Origin of the sequence: Flavobacterium adiutor, from assembly GCF_048282555.1 — a bacterium.
GTDB lineage: Bacteria > Bacteroidota > Bacteroidia > Flavobacteriales > Flavobacteriaceae > Flavobacterium.
On record NZ_CP182487.1, the window covers coordinates 687,279 to 701,895 of the forward strand.

The 14,617-nt window shown below is 35.9% G+C and carries 16 protein-coding genes and 1 tRNA gene; 13 read left to right on the forward strand and 4 right to left on the reverse strand.

All coding sequences use genetic code 11. From position 1 onward, the window contains the following. The first annotated feature begins 186 nt into the window (after positions 1–186). The 7 genes from ACNC7R_RS02820 to ACNC7R_RS02850 all read left to right on the forward strand — a co-directional run bounded on the left by ACNC7R_RS02820 (position 187) and on the right by ACNC7R_RS02850 (position 6,654). Positions 187–1,428 carry a ribulose-bisphosphate carboxylase large subunit family protein gene (locus ACNC7R_RS02820; protein WP_110305482.1) on the forward strand — a complete coding sequence of 414 codons (1,242 nt, stop codon included), beginning with the start codon at positions 187–189 and terminating at the stop codon, positions 1,426–1,428. Beyond that, complete coding sequence (locus ACNC7R_RS02825) at positions 1,428–2,807, forward strand: four-carbon acid sugar kinase family protein (protein ID WP_417939501.1); 1,380 nt, start codon at positions 1,428–1,430, stop codon at positions 2,805–2,807. The genes ACNC7R_RS02820 and ACNC7R_RS02825 overlap by 1 nt, the downstream gene beginning before the upstream one ends. Beyond that, positions 2,804–3,466 (forward strand): aspartate/glutamate racemase family protein, encoded by a 663-nt coding sequence (locus ACNC7R_RS02830; protein ID WP_417939502.1) that lies wholly within the window; start codon positions 2,804–2,806, stop codon positions 3,464–3,466. Before ACNC7R_RS02825 ends, ACNC7R_RS02830 begins: the two co-directional genes overlap by 4 nt. A gap of 122 nt (positions 3,467–3,588) precedes the next feature. Next, on the forward strand, positions 3,589–4,872 hold the full coding sequence (locus ACNC7R_RS02835; protein ID WP_417939503.1) for a bile acid:sodium symporter family protein: 1,284 nt from the start codon (positions 3,589–3,591) through the stop codon (positions 4,870–4,872). 361 nt (positions 4,873–5,233) lie between these two features. Further along, positions 5,234–5,773 (forward strand): hypothetical protein, encoded by a 540-nt coding sequence (locus ACNC7R_RS02840; RefSeq protein ID WP_417939504.1) that lies wholly within the window; start codon positions 5,234–5,236, stop codon positions 5,771–5,773. Positions 5,774–5,782: 9 nt separating this feature from the next. Then, the gene (locus ACNC7R_RS02845; RefSeq protein WP_417939505.1) at positions 5,783–6,166 is read left to right on the forward strand and encodes a hypothetical protein; all 384 of its coding nucleotides are present in this window, start codon (positions 5,783–5,785) and stop codon (positions 6,164–6,166) included. Between the two features lie 122 nt (positions 6,167–6,288). Next, a complete protein-coding gene (locus tag ACNC7R_RS02850; RefSeq protein ID WP_417939506.1) occupies positions 6,289–6,654 on the forward strand; it encodes a hypothetical protein in 366 nt (121 codons plus the stop codon). A gap of 100 nt (positions 6,655–6,754) precedes the next feature. Here the strand turns inward: ACNC7R_RS02850 and ACNC7R_RS02855 are convergent, their stop codons facing one another. Next, complete coding sequence (locus ACNC7R_RS02855) at positions 6,755–7,156, reverse strand: DoxX family protein (RefSeq protein WP_417939507.1); 402 nt, start codon at positions 7,154–7,156, stop codon at positions 6,755–6,757. A 145-nt stretch (positions 7,157–7,301) separates the two neighbouring features. On the opposite strand from ACNC7R_RS02855, the gene ACNC7R_RS02860 reads away from it, so the two are divergent. Then, on the forward strand, positions 7,302–8,378 hold the full coding sequence (locus tag ACNC7R_RS02860) for a calcium:proton antiporter (RefSeq protein ID WP_417939508.1): 1,077 nt from the start codon (positions 7,302–7,304) through the stop codon (positions 8,376–8,378). Between the two features lie 120 nt (positions 8,379–8,498). Further along, the gene (locus ACNC7R_RS02865) at positions 8,499–9,851 is read left to right on the forward strand and encodes a glycine-rich domain-containing protein (RefSeq protein WP_417939509.1); all 1,353 of its coding nucleotides are present in this window, start codon (positions 8,499–8,501) and stop codon (positions 9,849–9,851) included. Here the strand turns inward: ACNC7R_RS02865 and ACNC7R_RS02870 are convergent. Then, on the reverse strand, positions 9,848–10,357 hold the full coding sequence (locus tag ACNC7R_RS02870; protein WP_417939510.1) for an RDD family protein: 510 nt from the start codon (positions 10,355–10,357) through the stop codon (positions 9,848–9,850). The two genes, ACNC7R_RS02865 and ACNC7R_RS02870, sit on opposite strands and share 4 nt — an antisense overlap. A 60-nt stretch (positions 10,358–10,417) precedes the next feature. On the opposite strand from ACNC7R_RS02870, the gene ACNC7R_RS02875 reads away from it, so the two are divergent. Then, positions 10,418–10,783 carry a transposase gene (locus ACNC7R_RS02875; RefSeq protein ID WP_417939511.1) on the forward strand — a complete coding sequence of 122 codons (366 nt, stop codon included), beginning with the start codon at positions 10,418–10,420 and terminating at the stop codon, positions 10,781–10,783. A gap of 190 nt (positions 10,784–10,973) precedes the next feature. Next, entirely contained in the window at positions 10,974–11,747 is a 774-nt protein-coding gene (locus ACNC7R_RS02880; RefSeq protein ID WP_417943123.1) for an ISL3 family transposase, read from the forward strand. A gap of 121 nt (positions 11,748–11,868) precedes the next feature. Here the strand turns inward: ACNC7R_RS02880 and ACNC7R_RS02885 are convergent. Both ACNC7R_RS02885 and ACNC7R_RS02890 read right to left on the reverse strand, forming a co-directional pair. Beyond that, a tRNA-Val gene (locus ACNC7R_RS02885) sits at positions 11,869–11,946 on the reverse strand. Positions 11,947–12,125: 179 nt separating this feature from the next. After that, on the reverse strand, positions 12,126–13,352 hold the full coding sequence (locus ACNC7R_RS02890) for a bifunctional folylpolyglutamate synthase/dihydrofolate synthase (protein ID WP_417939512.1): 1,227 nt from the start codon (positions 13,350–13,352) through the stop codon (positions 12,126–12,128). A 128-nt stretch (positions 13,353–13,480) separates the two neighbouring features. Here ACNC7R_RS02890 and ACNC7R_RS02895 point away from each other — a divergent pair, with 128 nt between their 5' ends. After that, complete coding sequence (locus ACNC7R_RS02895) at positions 13,481–14,176, forward strand: MotA/TolQ/ExbB proton channel family protein (protein WP_417939513.1); 696 nt, start codon at positions 13,481–13,483, stop codon at positions 14,174–14,176. Between the two features lie 3 nt (positions 14,177–14,179). Next, on the forward strand, positions 14,180–14,575 hold the full coding sequence (locus ACNC7R_RS02900; RefSeq protein WP_163399608.1) for an ExbD/TolR family protein: 396 nt from the start codon (positions 14,180–14,182) through the stop codon (positions 14,573–14,575). The last annotated feature ends 42 nt before the right edge of the window (positions 14,576–14,617 follow it).

Consider the following 14,617-nt stretch of genomic DNA (forward strand, 5'->3'; position numbering starts at 1 on the left):
ACAAGATTTGTAACGAAGAGCGGGACAATGCTCACTGATAGTGCCTCATCTTTCTGCTCCTGAAATTAAAAATCGGATTCAGGTTATTCACTTATCTTCAAAATAAATCCTTAATACAGTACACAGCAGGACACTTACTCCCTATAAATTCATTTATTTAGAATTTCTTAAAAAAATTAGATTAGAATGGAAAGAGTTTTTGCAGAATATCTTATCGAAACCCCTTATGATGTAGAACAGGCTTCAGCGGTTTTGGCGGGTGAGCAGTCCTCGGGAACTTTTGTGTCTGTGCCGGGCGAAACCGAAGAATTGAAAAAACGTTTTGCAGCACGTGTTGAGGATATTCAGTTATTGGATTTGGCAGACGAACCGTCCATTCCAGGAGGAAGTATTCCCGGAAAAAAATACCAGAAAGCAAGAGTAAAAGTAAGTTGGTCGATTGAAAACTTTGGTTATAATCTGCCGGTTTTGATTAGCACTTTACAAGGGAATTTATATGAAATCACGCAATTTACGGGTTTAAAACTAATGGATTTTGAAGTGCCGGATTCTTTTCAAAATCATTTCAAAGGACCAAAATTCGGAATCAAAGGCTCGAAATTATCCTGTGGCGTAACCGACAGGCCGATGATTGGAACCATTATAAAACCGAGCATCGGAATGAGTGTGGAGGAAACCGCTACTTTGGTAAAATCCCTGATTGATGCCGGAATCGATTTTATCAAAGATGACGAATTGATGGGGTCTGCTGCTAATTCGCCCTTTGATGAAAGGGTAAAAGCGATTATGAAAGTGATTCGTGACAACGAACAAAAAACAGGTAAAAAGGTAATGTATGCGTTCAATATCAGTGATGAAATTGACGAAATGCAACGAAAATACGATTTGATTAAAAAGGAAAAAGGAAGCTGTGCGATGATCAGCATTAACAGTGTGGGACTTTCCGGAACAAAGAAAATCTGTGATCAGGGCGAACTCGTGATTCACGGACACAGAAACGGCTGGGGAATGCTGAACCGACATCCGTTGTTGGGAATTGAATTTCCGGCTTATCAAAAAATTCAACGTCTGGCAGGAGTCGATCAACTGCACGTTAACGGAATCCAGAATAAATTTTGGGAATCGGATGATTCGGTGGTAACCTCGATAAAATCCTGTTTGAAACCCTTTTTAGGCGGATACAAAATATTACCTGTAGTGTCTTCGGGGCAATGGGGCGGACAAGCCGTAGAAACCTACCGAAGAACCCAAACCACCGATTTGCTGTATATGGCAGGTGGCGGAATTTTGGCACATCCAATGGGCCCAAAAGCCGGAGTAAATGCATTACAGCAAGCCTGGACAGGAGCCGTTGACGGTTTGTCTGTGGAAGAAACGGCTTTGAAATATCCGGAATTTGCCGAGTCGGTAAAGAAATTTTCGAAATAATGAAGAACGATAAATTGCTATTGGTCTATTATGGCGACGACTTCACAGGCTCTACGGATGCCCTGGAATTCCTGACGCTGGCCGGAGTGAAAACCGTTCTCTTTCTTCGAAAACCGGAACAAAAAGACCTGGATCGCTTTCCGGGAATTCAGGCCATAGGTCTGGCCGGAAAAAGCCGATCGATGTCACCGTCGGAAATGGAAACAGAACTTTATAGTGCTTTTGAGAATCTGAAAAGTTTTGCCCCAAATCACTTTCATTATAAAGTCTGTTCCACTTTCGATTCGGCACCACACGTAGGAAACATCGGAAAAGCAATCGAAATCGGAAGCGAAGTTTTCAATCAGAAAACGGTTTTGGTTTCACCATCAGCACCACATTTAGGGAGATTTTGTGTTTTCGGAAATCTGTTTGCCCGAATGGGAACGATCGGAAACGGCGAAATTTATCGTATCGACCGACATCCATCCATGAGCAAACATCCTGTTACACCCGCTTTGGAAGGCGATTTGACTTTGCATCTGGCAAAACAAACGGAGAAATCCATCAATCTTGTCAATTTAACAACAATCGAAAAAGGCACATCAGCAGTTCTCGAAGCGGTAGAAAGCAACAATGCCGAAATTCTGTTTTTTGACGGTTTCAATTTGGAACATCTCAAAACCATTGGAAGTGTTTTTAACCAATTGACAACTGACAAAACATTGTTTTCAGTAGGTTCATCCGGAATCGAAATGGCTTTGGGATTAGATTGGAAGGACGAAAAAATTATAGGAAAAGAAATAGTATTTGAATCTCCGGGAGAGGTTTCGCCCATACTCGTTTTATCGGGAAGCTGTTCTCCGGTAACATCCAGCCAAATTGAATATGCCCTCAAAAATGGATTTGTCGAAATTCCATTAGAAAGTAAGGCTGTCGATATTCAGAATCAGGAAGCAATTATAAAAAATACGGTTGCTCAAATTATTGAGAATTTCAATCAGGGTAAAAGCACCATTTTGCATACAAGTACAGGTCCAAACGATCAACGTATTCGAGAAACCGAAACGTATTTTACAGCGAAAGGAGTTTCAGCAAATAATATTCAGAAACAATGCAGTACGGTTTACGGAAGCGTTTTAGGAAAAATAACCAAAGAAGTGCTAAAGGCTGTCAAAATAAAAAGAATCCTTTTTGCAGGTGGGGACACATCCAGTTACGCCGCATCCGAACTGGATATTCTGGCATTGGAAATGATTGCGCCAATAGCTCCCGGAGCACCGCTTTGCAAGGCCGTTTCGGACAATGAATGGGTTAATAGAATAGAAATGAATTTTAAAGGTGGACAAGTAGGTACCGCCGATTATTTTATAAAAGTATTAAAAGGAGAAAAATTATGAGCACAAAAGTTTTAGGTTTCGTACATACATCAGCAACATTGGTTCCGTTGTTTCAGCAATTAAGCAATGAGTTTTTAGAGGGAATTGAAACATTCAACATAGTCGATGACAGTCTGATAAAAGATGTAATCAAAAAAGGAAAATTAATGCCCAATACGGCTTCCAGAGTGGTGAGCCACGTTAAACTTGCCGAATCTGCAGGTGCGGATGTAATTTTGGTAACCTGCTCGTCTATTGGTGTAGCGATTGAAACCGCTGCAACATTGAGTAACGTTCCGGTAATTCGTGTAGATCAGGCAATGGCGGATGAAGCAGTACAGATTAGTAATAAAATAGGTGTGATTGCTACTTTGCCAACTACATTAGAGCCAACCAGCGACCTGGTGAGAAGAAGGGCTGAACTGGCAGGCAAAAGTGTAGCGATTTCCTCTAAATTATGTGTGGGTGCTTTTGAAGCACTAATGAGTGGAGACACTGAAAAACATGACGAAATGGTAGCTAACGCACTAAAAGAATTAATGAAGGAAGTTGATGTAATCGTTTTGGCGCAGGCTTCAATGGCAAGAGTAGTAGATGGTTTAAGCGCCGAAGAAAAACGGATACCTATTTTGGCAAGTCCGGCCATTGCCATGAAAAAACTGGCAGAACTTTATTTTTAATTTTATAACCATATAAGTTCTATATTAGTTTTATTTAAATGATATTTGGTCTCGTTTTCAATTTACTTAAATGAACTTCTATCACGTATATGGTTTGCTAATAACATTTTAATAATTATTGTATGCGAAAATATTTTCTTTGGGCTGCCCCGATATTTTTTATTGTCGCCGGTTTTGGCTGGCTGCAGCAAACGGAAATCATCTGGAAATTAGGTTTAATCCTTGGATTTTCAAGTATTGCCATTGGAGCAGGACATGTGAAAATAATAAGCGGTTATCAATATACTTTTTGGATTATTACAGCAGTTTGTGCAGGATTGATTTATCCTGATTTTTTTCTCCATGTAGGCAGTTTCGATATGCGAAACAAATGGCTTATTCTGATTATCATTCAGCTCGTAATGTTCGGAATGGGAACTCAGATGAGTATCGAAGATTTTACTGGTATCCGAAAATCGGGCAAAGGTGTTTTGATTGGTTTGCTGGGGCATTTTACCATCATGCCTGTTATGGGTTTTGTAATCGCCAAAACCTTTGCTTTTGAACCCGAAATCGCTGCCGGAATTATTCTGATCGGTTCTTGCAGCAGTGGACTGGCTTCAAATGTGATGACCTATATCGCTAAAGGGAATCTTGTTTTGTCTGTAACAGTAACGGCAATGTCAACTTTGGCAGCACCAATAATGACACCGTTTTTGATGAAAATTTTTGCAGGAACTCTGGTTGAGGTGCATTTTTTCAATATGATGATGGAAATTATCAAAATTGTGCTTGTCCCTTTGGCTGCAGCCATGATTCACGATATTCTGAAAAACTATGGAACTGTCGCAAAAAGAAGAATATATGTTTTGATTATAATTTCGACGATTTGGCTGGTTGTTGTTATCTTCCTTCAGGGTTCATTAGCTATAGTCGAAGACACTGCATTAGCTCATGTTTTAGAAATCGTAAATTTCATTTGTGGCGCTTTTGTTGTAGGGGTGTTGTATCATTTATTGTATAAAATTTATCCAAAAATTGATGCAATTATGCCGTATTTCTCAATGTTCGGAATCATTTATTTTACATTGGTCACGACGGCTGCCGGAAGAGATAATCTTATTCAGATCGGATTTTTGCTTTTCCTGGCTTCAGTTCTGCACAACGGAGCAGGCTATTTTTTTGGGTATTGGCTCAGCAGGTTAAGCGGTCTCGACAAAAAAAGCAGCCAGACCATCGCTTTCGAAGTTGGTCTTCAAAACGGCGGAATGGCTTCGGGACTTGCCGGCTCCATGGGCAAATTGGCAACAGTTGGCCTTGCGTCAGCAGTATTTAGTCCCTGGATGAATGTTTCCGGCTCGCTATTGGCTAACTACTGGCGAAAAATAGGCAATCCCGAAGATGAAACTACTCTCGATACACATTAGAAAATCAAAAGCGCTATTTGAGATGGCGTTTTTTTAATTCATTTTTATAATTTGGGCATATAGCTTGTCCCGATAGCTATCGGGAGGCTGTCCATTATATCTTTTGTTTCCTAAAGAAGGAAACAAAAGGATGCCATTCCATCCCTTATGATGATTGGTTTTCAGGAGAAAATTTGGGTTGAAACAAAATTTAGAATTTTAATAAAATAAAAACATATTCTTGATTTAGATATAGATTTGAGTGTTGTTATTGTTGTTTCTAAATATTATGATTTGTAACTTTTAAGCAGATAATTTACCAAAACAACGCAACTAAATACTTTGATTATCATCTATCTATGTGAACTATAACCTCAAAATTATGAAAACCAAAATTTACTGTATTGCACTAGTACTAATCAGTTGTTTCGTGTTTTCCTGCTCATCAGACGATGAATTAAACTATCAGAATGATTTCCAAAAAAGCCAAAAAACGTGGCTGGATTTCAAAGCATCGTCAAATAACTCCTATAAGTATATAGTGGCGGAAGGTAGTGTTTTTCTGGATTATAGCTGGGAAACTACAATAACTGTATCAAACGGAAAAGTAATCCAGCGCCATTTTAAATATATTGGAAATACTGAAAATATTCCGGATAACATTCCATTAGAATGGACTGAAGAAGAAAATCAAATAAACAGTCATGAAAATTCAGGTGCTTCAGATGCTTTGACATTAGATCAAATCTATAACATGGCAGAAAAAGAATGGCTTATTAAAAAGAAAGATGTTGCAGTATATTTTGAATCAAAAAACAATGGACTGATTTCTACTTGCGGCTATGTACCAAAAGGCTGCATGGATGATTGTTTTTTTGGAATAAGAATAAAAAGTATACAGTCCTTAAACCAGGATAATTAAACAAATTCGATGAAGAAAATTAGTATAGCCCTGTTTGGAATTTTAGCCGTGATTTTAACAGCATGCAGTGGTTCAGATACCTATCGCGGTTACTGGAAAGCAACAGATGCCAAAGGTGAAAAATTTGAATTGTTCTTTAATGCAAAAGATTTTACGGTTAGGAAAAGTTCCGGCAAAAAAGAAAAATTGGAGTATAGTCAGAATTCTGTACAAATTGAAAACGCAGTTTCTACTTACGGAATCCAATTGTCTGACGGAAGAAGATACCAGATTAATTTCCCTAAATCAGATGATGAAAGTGTAGGCCTAATCAAGGATGAAAATGGAACACCCTTATATGTTATAAGCAGGAAAAGTTATCTGAAATATGAAGATATTTTTAAGTTTAATTGAAGCTTAGTTGTTCTTTAAAAAAAGATCTTGCGTTTTGTTTTTATAGTAAATAGTTGATTTTAAATATTTTGGATTTGTTTTTTTTGTAACTTGTTTGCTGTTTAACCTATAAATCTAAAATCATGAAAAAATCTAACCTATTTATTTATGGTATTGTATTATTAGCCGTATTAATGGTTTCATGCAACGGGCGTAATAAACTGGTGAACTCCTGGAAAATTACCGCAGTAGAAGCAAAGATGCCGCTCTCTGATTCTGTAAAAACTGAAATTTTGGCTAATGGAAAGTTAACCTTCACAAAAGATGGTCACGTGACAGGTTTTTTACAGAGTGAAATAACAGATGGTACTTATGCTTTAACAAAAGGGGGAAAGAGTCTGGTCATCAAAGATGAAACAGGAACGCCTTATCCATGTGAAAGCACCATTACAGGTGATAAACTCATATTAGAAAGTAAAGAAATGAAAATAACGCTCGATAAGATGTAAAAGAACTAAATTACAAATCTTAAAAGAAAACCTCCTAAATCAATGACTTAGGAGGTTTTGTAATTTATGCACTTTATAAAATATTATTTAAGTAATAGTATTAATCCCATTGACTGCTTTTTGAAACCGCAATGTTGCCTGCTCCTGTAAAGAATAAAGTCAGGGCACCAAATAAATAAAGACCAAGTAATTCTAAAGCCCATCCTCCGTGTTCTCCCATAGAAAATAGTTCAGAACTGTGGGCAATCAAAATGGCAACCAAACAATTGAAAGCATATATTGCAGCTGCAATTCTGGTTCTGAAACCAATTAAAATAGCGATAGGCGCCAGTATTTCTCCTACCAATACCCCATATGCAATAAACTCAGGAATGCCTTTTTCAGTAAGCATCGATTTAATGAATTCTAAACTTCCTCCAAATTTCGAAATACCATGCAAGAACATTAAAACGCTAATTGTGATACGGAGAATCAATAATCCTAAATCGTTGTTTTTTTTCATATTTTTTACTCATTAGATTGTTAATAGAATCAAATATATCGAATTTGTCCTTATGATGGCAGCATGATTTAAAAATAAAAGTCTTATATTGGGGGAACACAAAAAACGGATTAGATCATACAATTGAATATTAAAAATATACGAAATGAAACAATTACTTCAGTGGACAATCATCATTCCGATAATATCGTGGATTCTTTTTTTTAGCGGACTTGTTGATGGGAGCAGCTTTTTTCAAATTGTAGCAAGTATCTTGCTTATTCTTAGTGTTATGTCTGCCGTACACCATTCTGAAATAATAGCGGAAAGAGTGGGAGAGCCTTATGGGACTATTATTTTGGCTATTTCGATAACAGTTATTGAAGTCTCCATTATTGTTTCTTTGATGCTGTCTGAAGGATCCGAAGCAGCATCGTTAGCAAGAGATACTGTCTATGCTGCGACAATGCTTATTCTAAATGGCATCATTGGATTATGCCTTTTTATTGGCGGTCTTAAGCATTACGAACAAAATTTTTCTACTTCTTCTGTAACCATTGGTTTGGTTTCACTTGTATCTATTATTGTATTTACATTAGTCTTTCCAACGTTTACTGAAAGTGTGCATGGTTCTTATTATTCCATGCCGCAACTTGTTTTTGCCTCGGGAGCCTGCCTTGTTATTTATGGCTCTTTTCTATTTGCGCAAACGACAAGATATAGGCAGTATTTCCTAACTATTGGAGATGATGAAAATGAAACCATGGCCAAGCCTGTTATAATCAATAACAAGACGTTTTACACAAGTCTTGTTTTTCTTTTAATAAGCTTAGGAATCGTGGTCTTATTGGCAAAAACATTATCCCCAACAATTGAAAGTATTATTGTGAGTTATAGTTTGCCAAAAGCATTGGTAGGAGTTGTTATTGCTGCCATAATTTTGCTTCCAGAAGCAATTGCAGCTATCATAGCGGCAAGAAAAAACAGATTGCAAACGAGTTTAAATCTAGCTTTGGGTTCTGCTCTGGCAAGTATCGGATTAACTATTCCAAGTGTTGCTGCAGTTTGCATTATGATGGATATGCCAATTATTCTCGGACTTGATATTAAATCTATTGTTTTGTTGGCATTGTCGGTATTTACTGTAATGTTGTCATTGAGCAAAGGAAAATCGAATATTGTTTACGGAGTAGTTCTTCTGGTAAATCTGTTTGCTTTTATATTTTTGATGATATATCCGTGATGATGCAAAATTAGAAACTGTTTTTTGAAAGTATTGTTTAATGAATTTCTATGCAATAAGTAATTTATTTTTGTAGTAAAATTAATTATATATTAGCAGATAGAAAAACACATAATATTGATGAATGCAATACTTTGGGAAGAAGTTTTAAAGTTTGAATTAGATAATCCGAACGACGAATATGGATTTTTGACAAGGCTCGCATTTGAAAATAAATGGACAATTTATTTTGCGAAAACAGCCATTATCGAATATAAAAAATTCATGTATCTCGCAGCTGTAGCCAATGAAATGGTTTCGCCATCAGAAATTGTAGATGTTGTCTGGCACCAGCACTTAATTTTTACCACTTCCTATTCTGATTTCTGTACTCTTCTGTCTAAAAGAATTGAGCATATTCCGTCAACTCACAATCGATCAGAGGCAGAAAAATTCCATAAAGCGAAAGAAAGGACAAAGGAATTGTATGAACAGAATTTCGGAAAGCAGCCAAAAGAAATTTGGGAATATTCAAATGAAATGGATTCTTTCAATCTGGAGAATAGCAGGATTGAGATTGGCAGACTTAAAAAAGTATTTTTAGGATTATTTACAGTTCTTATTTTTCCCATTTATTGCCTTATCAAACCGGTTTTAATAGAAATCCAGAATCCTGATTTTTTGATCTTTTATATTTTATTGTTTGTGGCTGTAATTGTTTTGCTGATGCGTTTTGTAAAAACTGCCTTCAAGTCATTTTATGAAAATATAAAATCAAATCCAATTTTAGGAAATCTTACCCCTTTTGAACTTGTTTTTCTTCAAAATAATAAGTTGAAATTTGTTATTCATGGTGTTGTAAATAATTTAATCACGAATAAGAAAATTGAGGTTTTAGGGAATAACAGATTAAATCTGATTGATGAAAATTTAACCGGTGATAAATACGAAAATTGTGTTATTGAAATCATGAAAGAATATGAGCCAATGCATTATCCACAATTGTGTAAAATAATAGCACAAAAACCAATATTTGGGCAGATTGAAAAAGCAGTTGGCATGATTAGACAAAAAATCACTGATTCTAAACAATTTATACAGATCGTAAATATTGCGATGCTGATTTTGGGACTCATTTTAAGCATCGGTTTTAGCCGGCTTATTTCCGGAATTTCAAGGGATAAGCCAGTAACTTTCCTCGTTTTTGTATTTTTTGCCTTCGTAATAATCTCCAATTTTTATTTAAATAAAATAATAAATTACCTGTTTAGCAAGACAATTCCGCAATCTTTCAAAGAGGATAAGATAAATACCGAAACTGAAAAAGACTGGCAATGGAACTATTTTCTATATGGTAATATAATATTAGCGAGTTCTTTTGTTCCGTTAACGGGGTATGTGGACAGAAATTCAGGCTCTGATGGAGGATCATCCTGTGGAAGTTCGTGTGGGAGCTCTTGCGGCAGTTCCTGTGGAGGCTGTGGTGGGGATTAATTTGGGTATTTATCGGTAACTACAACTGTTTTAGCTATTTTGTCGTGAAAGCCATTAATTGTATACAGATAAGAAATTCCGTCTAATGGAATTAATCGACTGAATGTCCTTGTAGTTATTTTTAGAAAATTTGGTTTTCCGCCTTGTAAGTCTATCACCTTGGTTTTGGTCAATAGTTTTCCGATAGTTTTTTGAAAAATAGTTTCGGCAATTATAAAGTAAAAGATAAAAACGCAAAAAAGTGTCGTTCTGTTTATTAAAATAATTTCTCTTGGGCTTATAATATTGGTTGTATTTTTTATTATAAAAATGGTAAAAAGATACAAAACTATAACAACAAATAAATCCACTAAAAAATTTATACCCCGCAAAGTTGTTCTTGCAATATTTTTATTTATCTCCTTTGATTTTTGTTTTTGTGCTAAATCCTGTTTTTCGCGTTCTATATTTTCTTTTTCTGTTTGAATCTTAAATTCAGCTATGTTTGCCGATATATCAAAGATCATAACATATTGTTGTGGGGAAATATTAAAATCCAGATATTTGTATGTTCAATCTATCCCCCAATGCAAGATTCTTTTATCGATATCCTTAAGTTGTTATTACCTGAGATAATAGTAGACTACTTCGAACTTACTTCTTATAAAAAGAAAGATGAAACACTCCATCTGTATTTAAAAGAGATTAATTCGATACCTAAAGAATACAGAGAATCAAAATTAAGCTCAAAAGGATTCTTCGAAGAGATAACGGTTCAGGATTTTCCTATCCGTGGACACCAAGTATATCTTCACATCACTCGCAGAAGATGGCTTAATGAAGATACTCGAAAGATCGTTTTTAGAGATTGGAATTTAGTAGCAGACGGAACTCGTGTAACCCAGGAGTTTGCGTCTTTTTTAAAAGAGATCAATAGATTCCAGTCCAAATGATTGCAATACCATTGCCTCTTTCTATGGAGTTTCTGGTAGAAACCTGCAATGTCAATACAAAGATTTTCTAAGTGATTTCAAAGTTTGGGATCAAATATCACATGCTAAAAAATGGCTTCTTTTTCCACAAAATATTGGAAAGCGTTTATCAATAGACGAAACCTCACTTTCAAATGGCGAACTCTATACTATTTTAACCAACAAATCCGGTAAAGGTAGAAAAGGAACTATAGTGGCTATGATTGCAGGAACTAAAGCAGAAACAGTTATTGGTGTTATTGAAAAAATTCCTCTTAAACAGCGGAATCTAGTCAAGGAAATTACTCTGGATATGGCCGGGAATATGGGATTGATAGCTAAAAAGTGTTTTGCTAATGCTACTCGAGTTACAGACCGATTCCATGTTCAAAAGCTAGCTGCAGAAGCCCTGCAGGAAATCAGGATTAAATATCGTTGGCAAGCCATTGATCAAGAAAATGATGCTATTGAAAAAGCCAAAAAGTTAAAAGTCAATTTCGAATCTAAAACACTTTCAAATGGGGATACCCTTAAGCAATTACTAGCGAGGAGTCGCTATTTCTTGTATAAATCCAAATCGAAATGGACTCAAAATCAAATAGAACGTGCTGCCTTACTATTTGAGTTATATCCTGATATTCAAAAAGGATACAATCTAACTCAAGAGCTCCGTGGCATCTTTGAGAATACAACCGATAAAATCATTGGTTTTGCAAAATTAGCCAGATGGCATGAAAAAGTAGATCAATCTGGATTTAAGTCTTTCGGTACAATCTCTCGTACAATTATGAATCATTATCAAACCATCTTAAATTATTTTGATAACAGAAGTACTAATGCTTCTGCAGAATCATTCAATGCTAAAATAAAAGCATTTAGATCAAAATTTAGAGGTGTTAGAAATATAGAATACTTCCTTTTTAGGCTAACTAATATTTATGCTTAATTTTTGCATCCCCACAGGTTTTTGCTTTGATCCCAGGTTTTTGCTTTGATCCGCTTTGATCCCATTTTAGAGCTAAATGAAAACGGCATAAAAAAAACTCCTTAATTTCTTAAGGAGTTTTTGGTGGGCGATGAGGGGTTCGAACCCCCGACCCCCTCGGTGTAAACGAGGTGCTCTGAACCAGCTGAGCTAATCGCCCTATTTTACTAGGTTGCTATCATTTTGTGATTGCGAGTGCAAATATACGGTAGTTTTTGAGTTGTGCAAAGAAAATCAATTAAAAAATAAAACTTTTTTTAAAATAAATTTTATCTCCTTGTTTATGAATTTGTTATTAAAAGTGTTTTTCTAAACTTTTTAGACAAAAAAGAACTTTTTTTAATTCAAAGGCAGTTCAGCAACTACAAAAGTGCTTCCTCCCACATAAATAAAATGATTTTCGGTAGCATTTTTCTTTGCTTCCGAGAAAGCGATTGCAACCGAATCGTATTTTTCGCCTTCTAAGCCAAATTTCTTCGCTGCATTTTTTAAGGTTTCCGCAGGAAAACCTCTTGACGAATTTGGGCTGCAGAAATAATACTGTGCCTCCTTTGGGAATAAGGGCAGAATAGCATCCAAGTCTTTATCATTCACAACACCCAAAACAATATGCAGTTTTTCATACTTTTCATTTTGAAGCTGGTTCATAACAACTGTCAGCCCATGTTTGTTATGTGCTGTGTCGCAGATGATTTTAGGATTTTCGCCCAGTTGCTGCCATCTTCCCTGCAGACCTGTATTTTTGACAACATGCAATAAACCTTCTTTCAATTGTTCGGTCGAAATTTTAAAATCAGTCTGATTATTTAAAATAGAAATTGCCTGCTGAACTGTTTTTTTATTGTGAAACTGATAATCGCCAATTAGGTCAGATAAGTAAATCTGATCAATTAAGTCTGATGCGAAAGAAATCGGAGCGTTGTTTTCTTCGGCTTTAGTTAAAAAAACAGGCTTGGTTTCATCTGTATATTCGCCAATAACCACCGGGATGTTTGGTTTGATAATCCCGGCTTTTTCTCCAGCAATAGCCTCCAGTGTGTTTCCTAAAAACTGGGTATGATCTAAACCAATATTGGTAATTACCGAAATCAGAGGTGTTATGATATTCGTAGCATCCAGTCTTCCGCCTAAACCAACTTCTATAACGGCAATGTCAACTTTTTCAGAATCGAAATAATCAAATGCCAGACCCACCGTCATTTCGAAAAAACTCATATCGTTTGCTTCAAAGAAATCTTTGTGTTTTGCAATAAATTCAATCACAAAATCTTCCGGAATTTCTTTTCCGTTTATTTTAATCCTTTCTCTAAAATCTTTCAGGTGTGGTGAAGTGTACAAGCCAACTTTATATCCCGTTTCCTGCAAAACCGAAGCCAGCATATGCGAAGTAGAACCTTTACCGTTGGTTCCTCCCACATGAATACATTTTAAACTATTCTGCGGATTACCCAAATGCGCCGCCAGCAGTCTGATATTGGTTAAATCTTCTTTGTACGCTGAAGCTCCCTGAAGCTGATACATGGGCAATTGATTAAACATCCAATTCGTAGTTTCCTGATAGTTCATTTTCGAATAAAATAGCGGTTAATTGAAATAATTTTCGATTTTATTAGTTTAATAGTAGAGTGAAAATTATCTTTATTGCAAATTTCAAATATTTTTTAGAATTAATTATTATAAACCAGAATTAATATATGTTTAGCTTCATTCAATTACAAACAGATACCATCGCAAACGCCGCATCTAACGTAGTTATCGAACAAGTTGCACCCACTACAGAAATTTCAGTTTTAGGATTTATTTTAAAAGGAGGTGTATTTCTGATCCCAATTGCAATTTTATTGTTTTATACCATTTACGTTATCATTGAGCGTTATTTATACATTGCAAAGGCATCCAAAATAGACAACCGTTTAATGCAGGATGTGGGAGATAAACTGCATGCCGGAAATATTGAACTGGCCCGATCTATTGTAGAAAGAAGCAATACGGCATCTGGAAATATTTTAAAAGAAGGCGTTTTGGTTATCGGGCGTCCAATTGCAGAAATCGAATCGAATATGGATCGTGCTGCTGATATTGAGATTGGCGAAATGGAAAGCCGTTTAGGGCATCTTGGTCTTATTGCAGGTGTTGCACCAACACTTGGATTTGTTGGAACCATTTCGGGTGTAATCAAGATTTTTTACAGCATTTCGGTAACAGAAAACATCAGTATCGGAAACATTTCCGGTGGTTTATACGAAAAAATGATCAGTAGTGGAGCAGGGCTTATTGTAGGTATTATAGCTTACAGTGGATACCATATACTGAATGGTAAAATTGATGATTTTGCCTTGAAAATCCAAAAGCAAATATTAGAATTTGTCAATATAATCCAAAGAGCATAAGCTATGTCAATCAAGAGAAAAAGAAGATTTCATGCTGAGGTGGCGACTTCTTCGTTAAGTGATATTATGTTTTTCCTGCTGTTGTTTTTCCTGATTATTTCAACGCTTGCAAATCCGAATGTGATTAAAATGACATTGCCAAAAGCAAAATCAAACGAAAAAACAAATAAACAGCTCATCAGCTTATCAGTTACCGAAGATAAAAAATTCTACATCGATAAACAGCCGGTTGCTTTTGAAGAATTAGAAACCAGCCTGATGTCTAAAATTGGAGATAACAAGGAACAAACCGTTGTTGTTCGCATTCCGTTTAATCTTCAGGTGCAGGATTTGGTTGATGTATTGCAGATAGGAGTGAAGAACAATCTGAAATTTGTAATTGCTACTAGTCCGAAGTAAAAGAATCATTTGGGCGTGACCACAATAAAAAAATGGGCTAAT

What these genes read in the sequence shown, in the direction of transcription:
- ACNC7R_RS02820 (WP_110305482.1), top strand. Translation starts at nt 187, where the DNA reads ATGGAAAGAGTTTTTGCAGAATATCTTATCGAAACCCCTTATGATGTA.
- ACNC7R_RS02825 (WP_417939501.1), top strand. Translation starts at nt 1,428, where the DNA reads ATGAAGAACGATAAATTGCTATTGGTCTATTATGGCGACGACTTCACA.
- ACNC7R_RS02830 (WP_417939502.1), top strand. Translation starts at nt 2,804, where the DNA reads ATGAGCACAAAAGTTTTAGGTTTCGTACATACATCAGCAACATTGGTT.
- ACNC7R_RS02835 (WP_417939503.1), top strand. Translation starts at nt 3,589, where the DNA reads ATGCGAAAATATTTTCTTTGGGCTGCCCCGATATTTTTTATTGTCGCC.
- ACNC7R_RS02840 (WP_417939504.1), top strand. Translation starts at nt 5,234, where the DNA reads ATGAAAACCAAAATTTACTGTATTGCACTAGTACTAATCAGTTGTTTC.
- ACNC7R_RS02845 (WP_417939505.1), top strand. Translation starts at nt 5,783, where the DNA reads ATGAAGAAAATTAGTATAGCCCTGTTTGGAATTTTAGCCGTGATTTTA.
- ACNC7R_RS02850 (WP_417939506.1), top strand. Translation starts at nt 6,289, where the DNA reads ATGAAAAAATCTAACCTATTTATTTATGGTATTGTATTATTAGCCGTA.
- ACNC7R_RS02855 (WP_417939507.1), bottom strand. Translation starts at nt 7,156, where the DNA reads ATGAAAAAAAACAACGATTTAGGATTATTGATTCTCCGTATCACAATT.
- ACNC7R_RS02860 (WP_417939508.1), top strand. Translation starts at nt 7,302, where the DNA reads ATGAAACAATTACTTCAGTGGACAATCATCATTCCGATAATATCGTGG.
- ACNC7R_RS02865 (WP_417939509.1), top strand. Translation starts at nt 8,499, where the DNA reads ATGAATGCAATACTTTGGGAAGAAGTTTTAAAGTTTGAATTAGATAAT.
- ACNC7R_RS02870 (WP_417939510.1), bottom strand. Translation starts at nt 10,357, where the DNA reads ATGATCTTTGATATATCGGCAAACATAGCTGAATTTAAGATTCAAACA.
- ACNC7R_RS02875 (WP_417939511.1), top strand. Translation starts at nt 10,418, where the DNA reads ATGCAAGATTCTTTTATCGATATCCTTAAGTTGTTATTACCTGAGATA.
- ACNC7R_RS02890 (WP_417939512.1), bottom strand. Translation starts at nt 13,352, where the DNA reads ATGAACTATCAGGAAACTACGAATTGGATGTTTAATCAATTGCCCATG.
- ACNC7R_RS02895 (WP_417939513.1), top strand. Translation starts at nt 13,481, where the DNA reads ATGTTTAGCTTCATTCAATTACAAACAGATACCATCGCAAACGCCGCA.
- ACNC7R_RS02900 (WP_163399608.1), top strand. Translation starts at nt 14,180, where the DNA reads ATGTCAATCAAGAGAAAAAGAAGATTTCATGCTGAGGTGGCGACTTCT.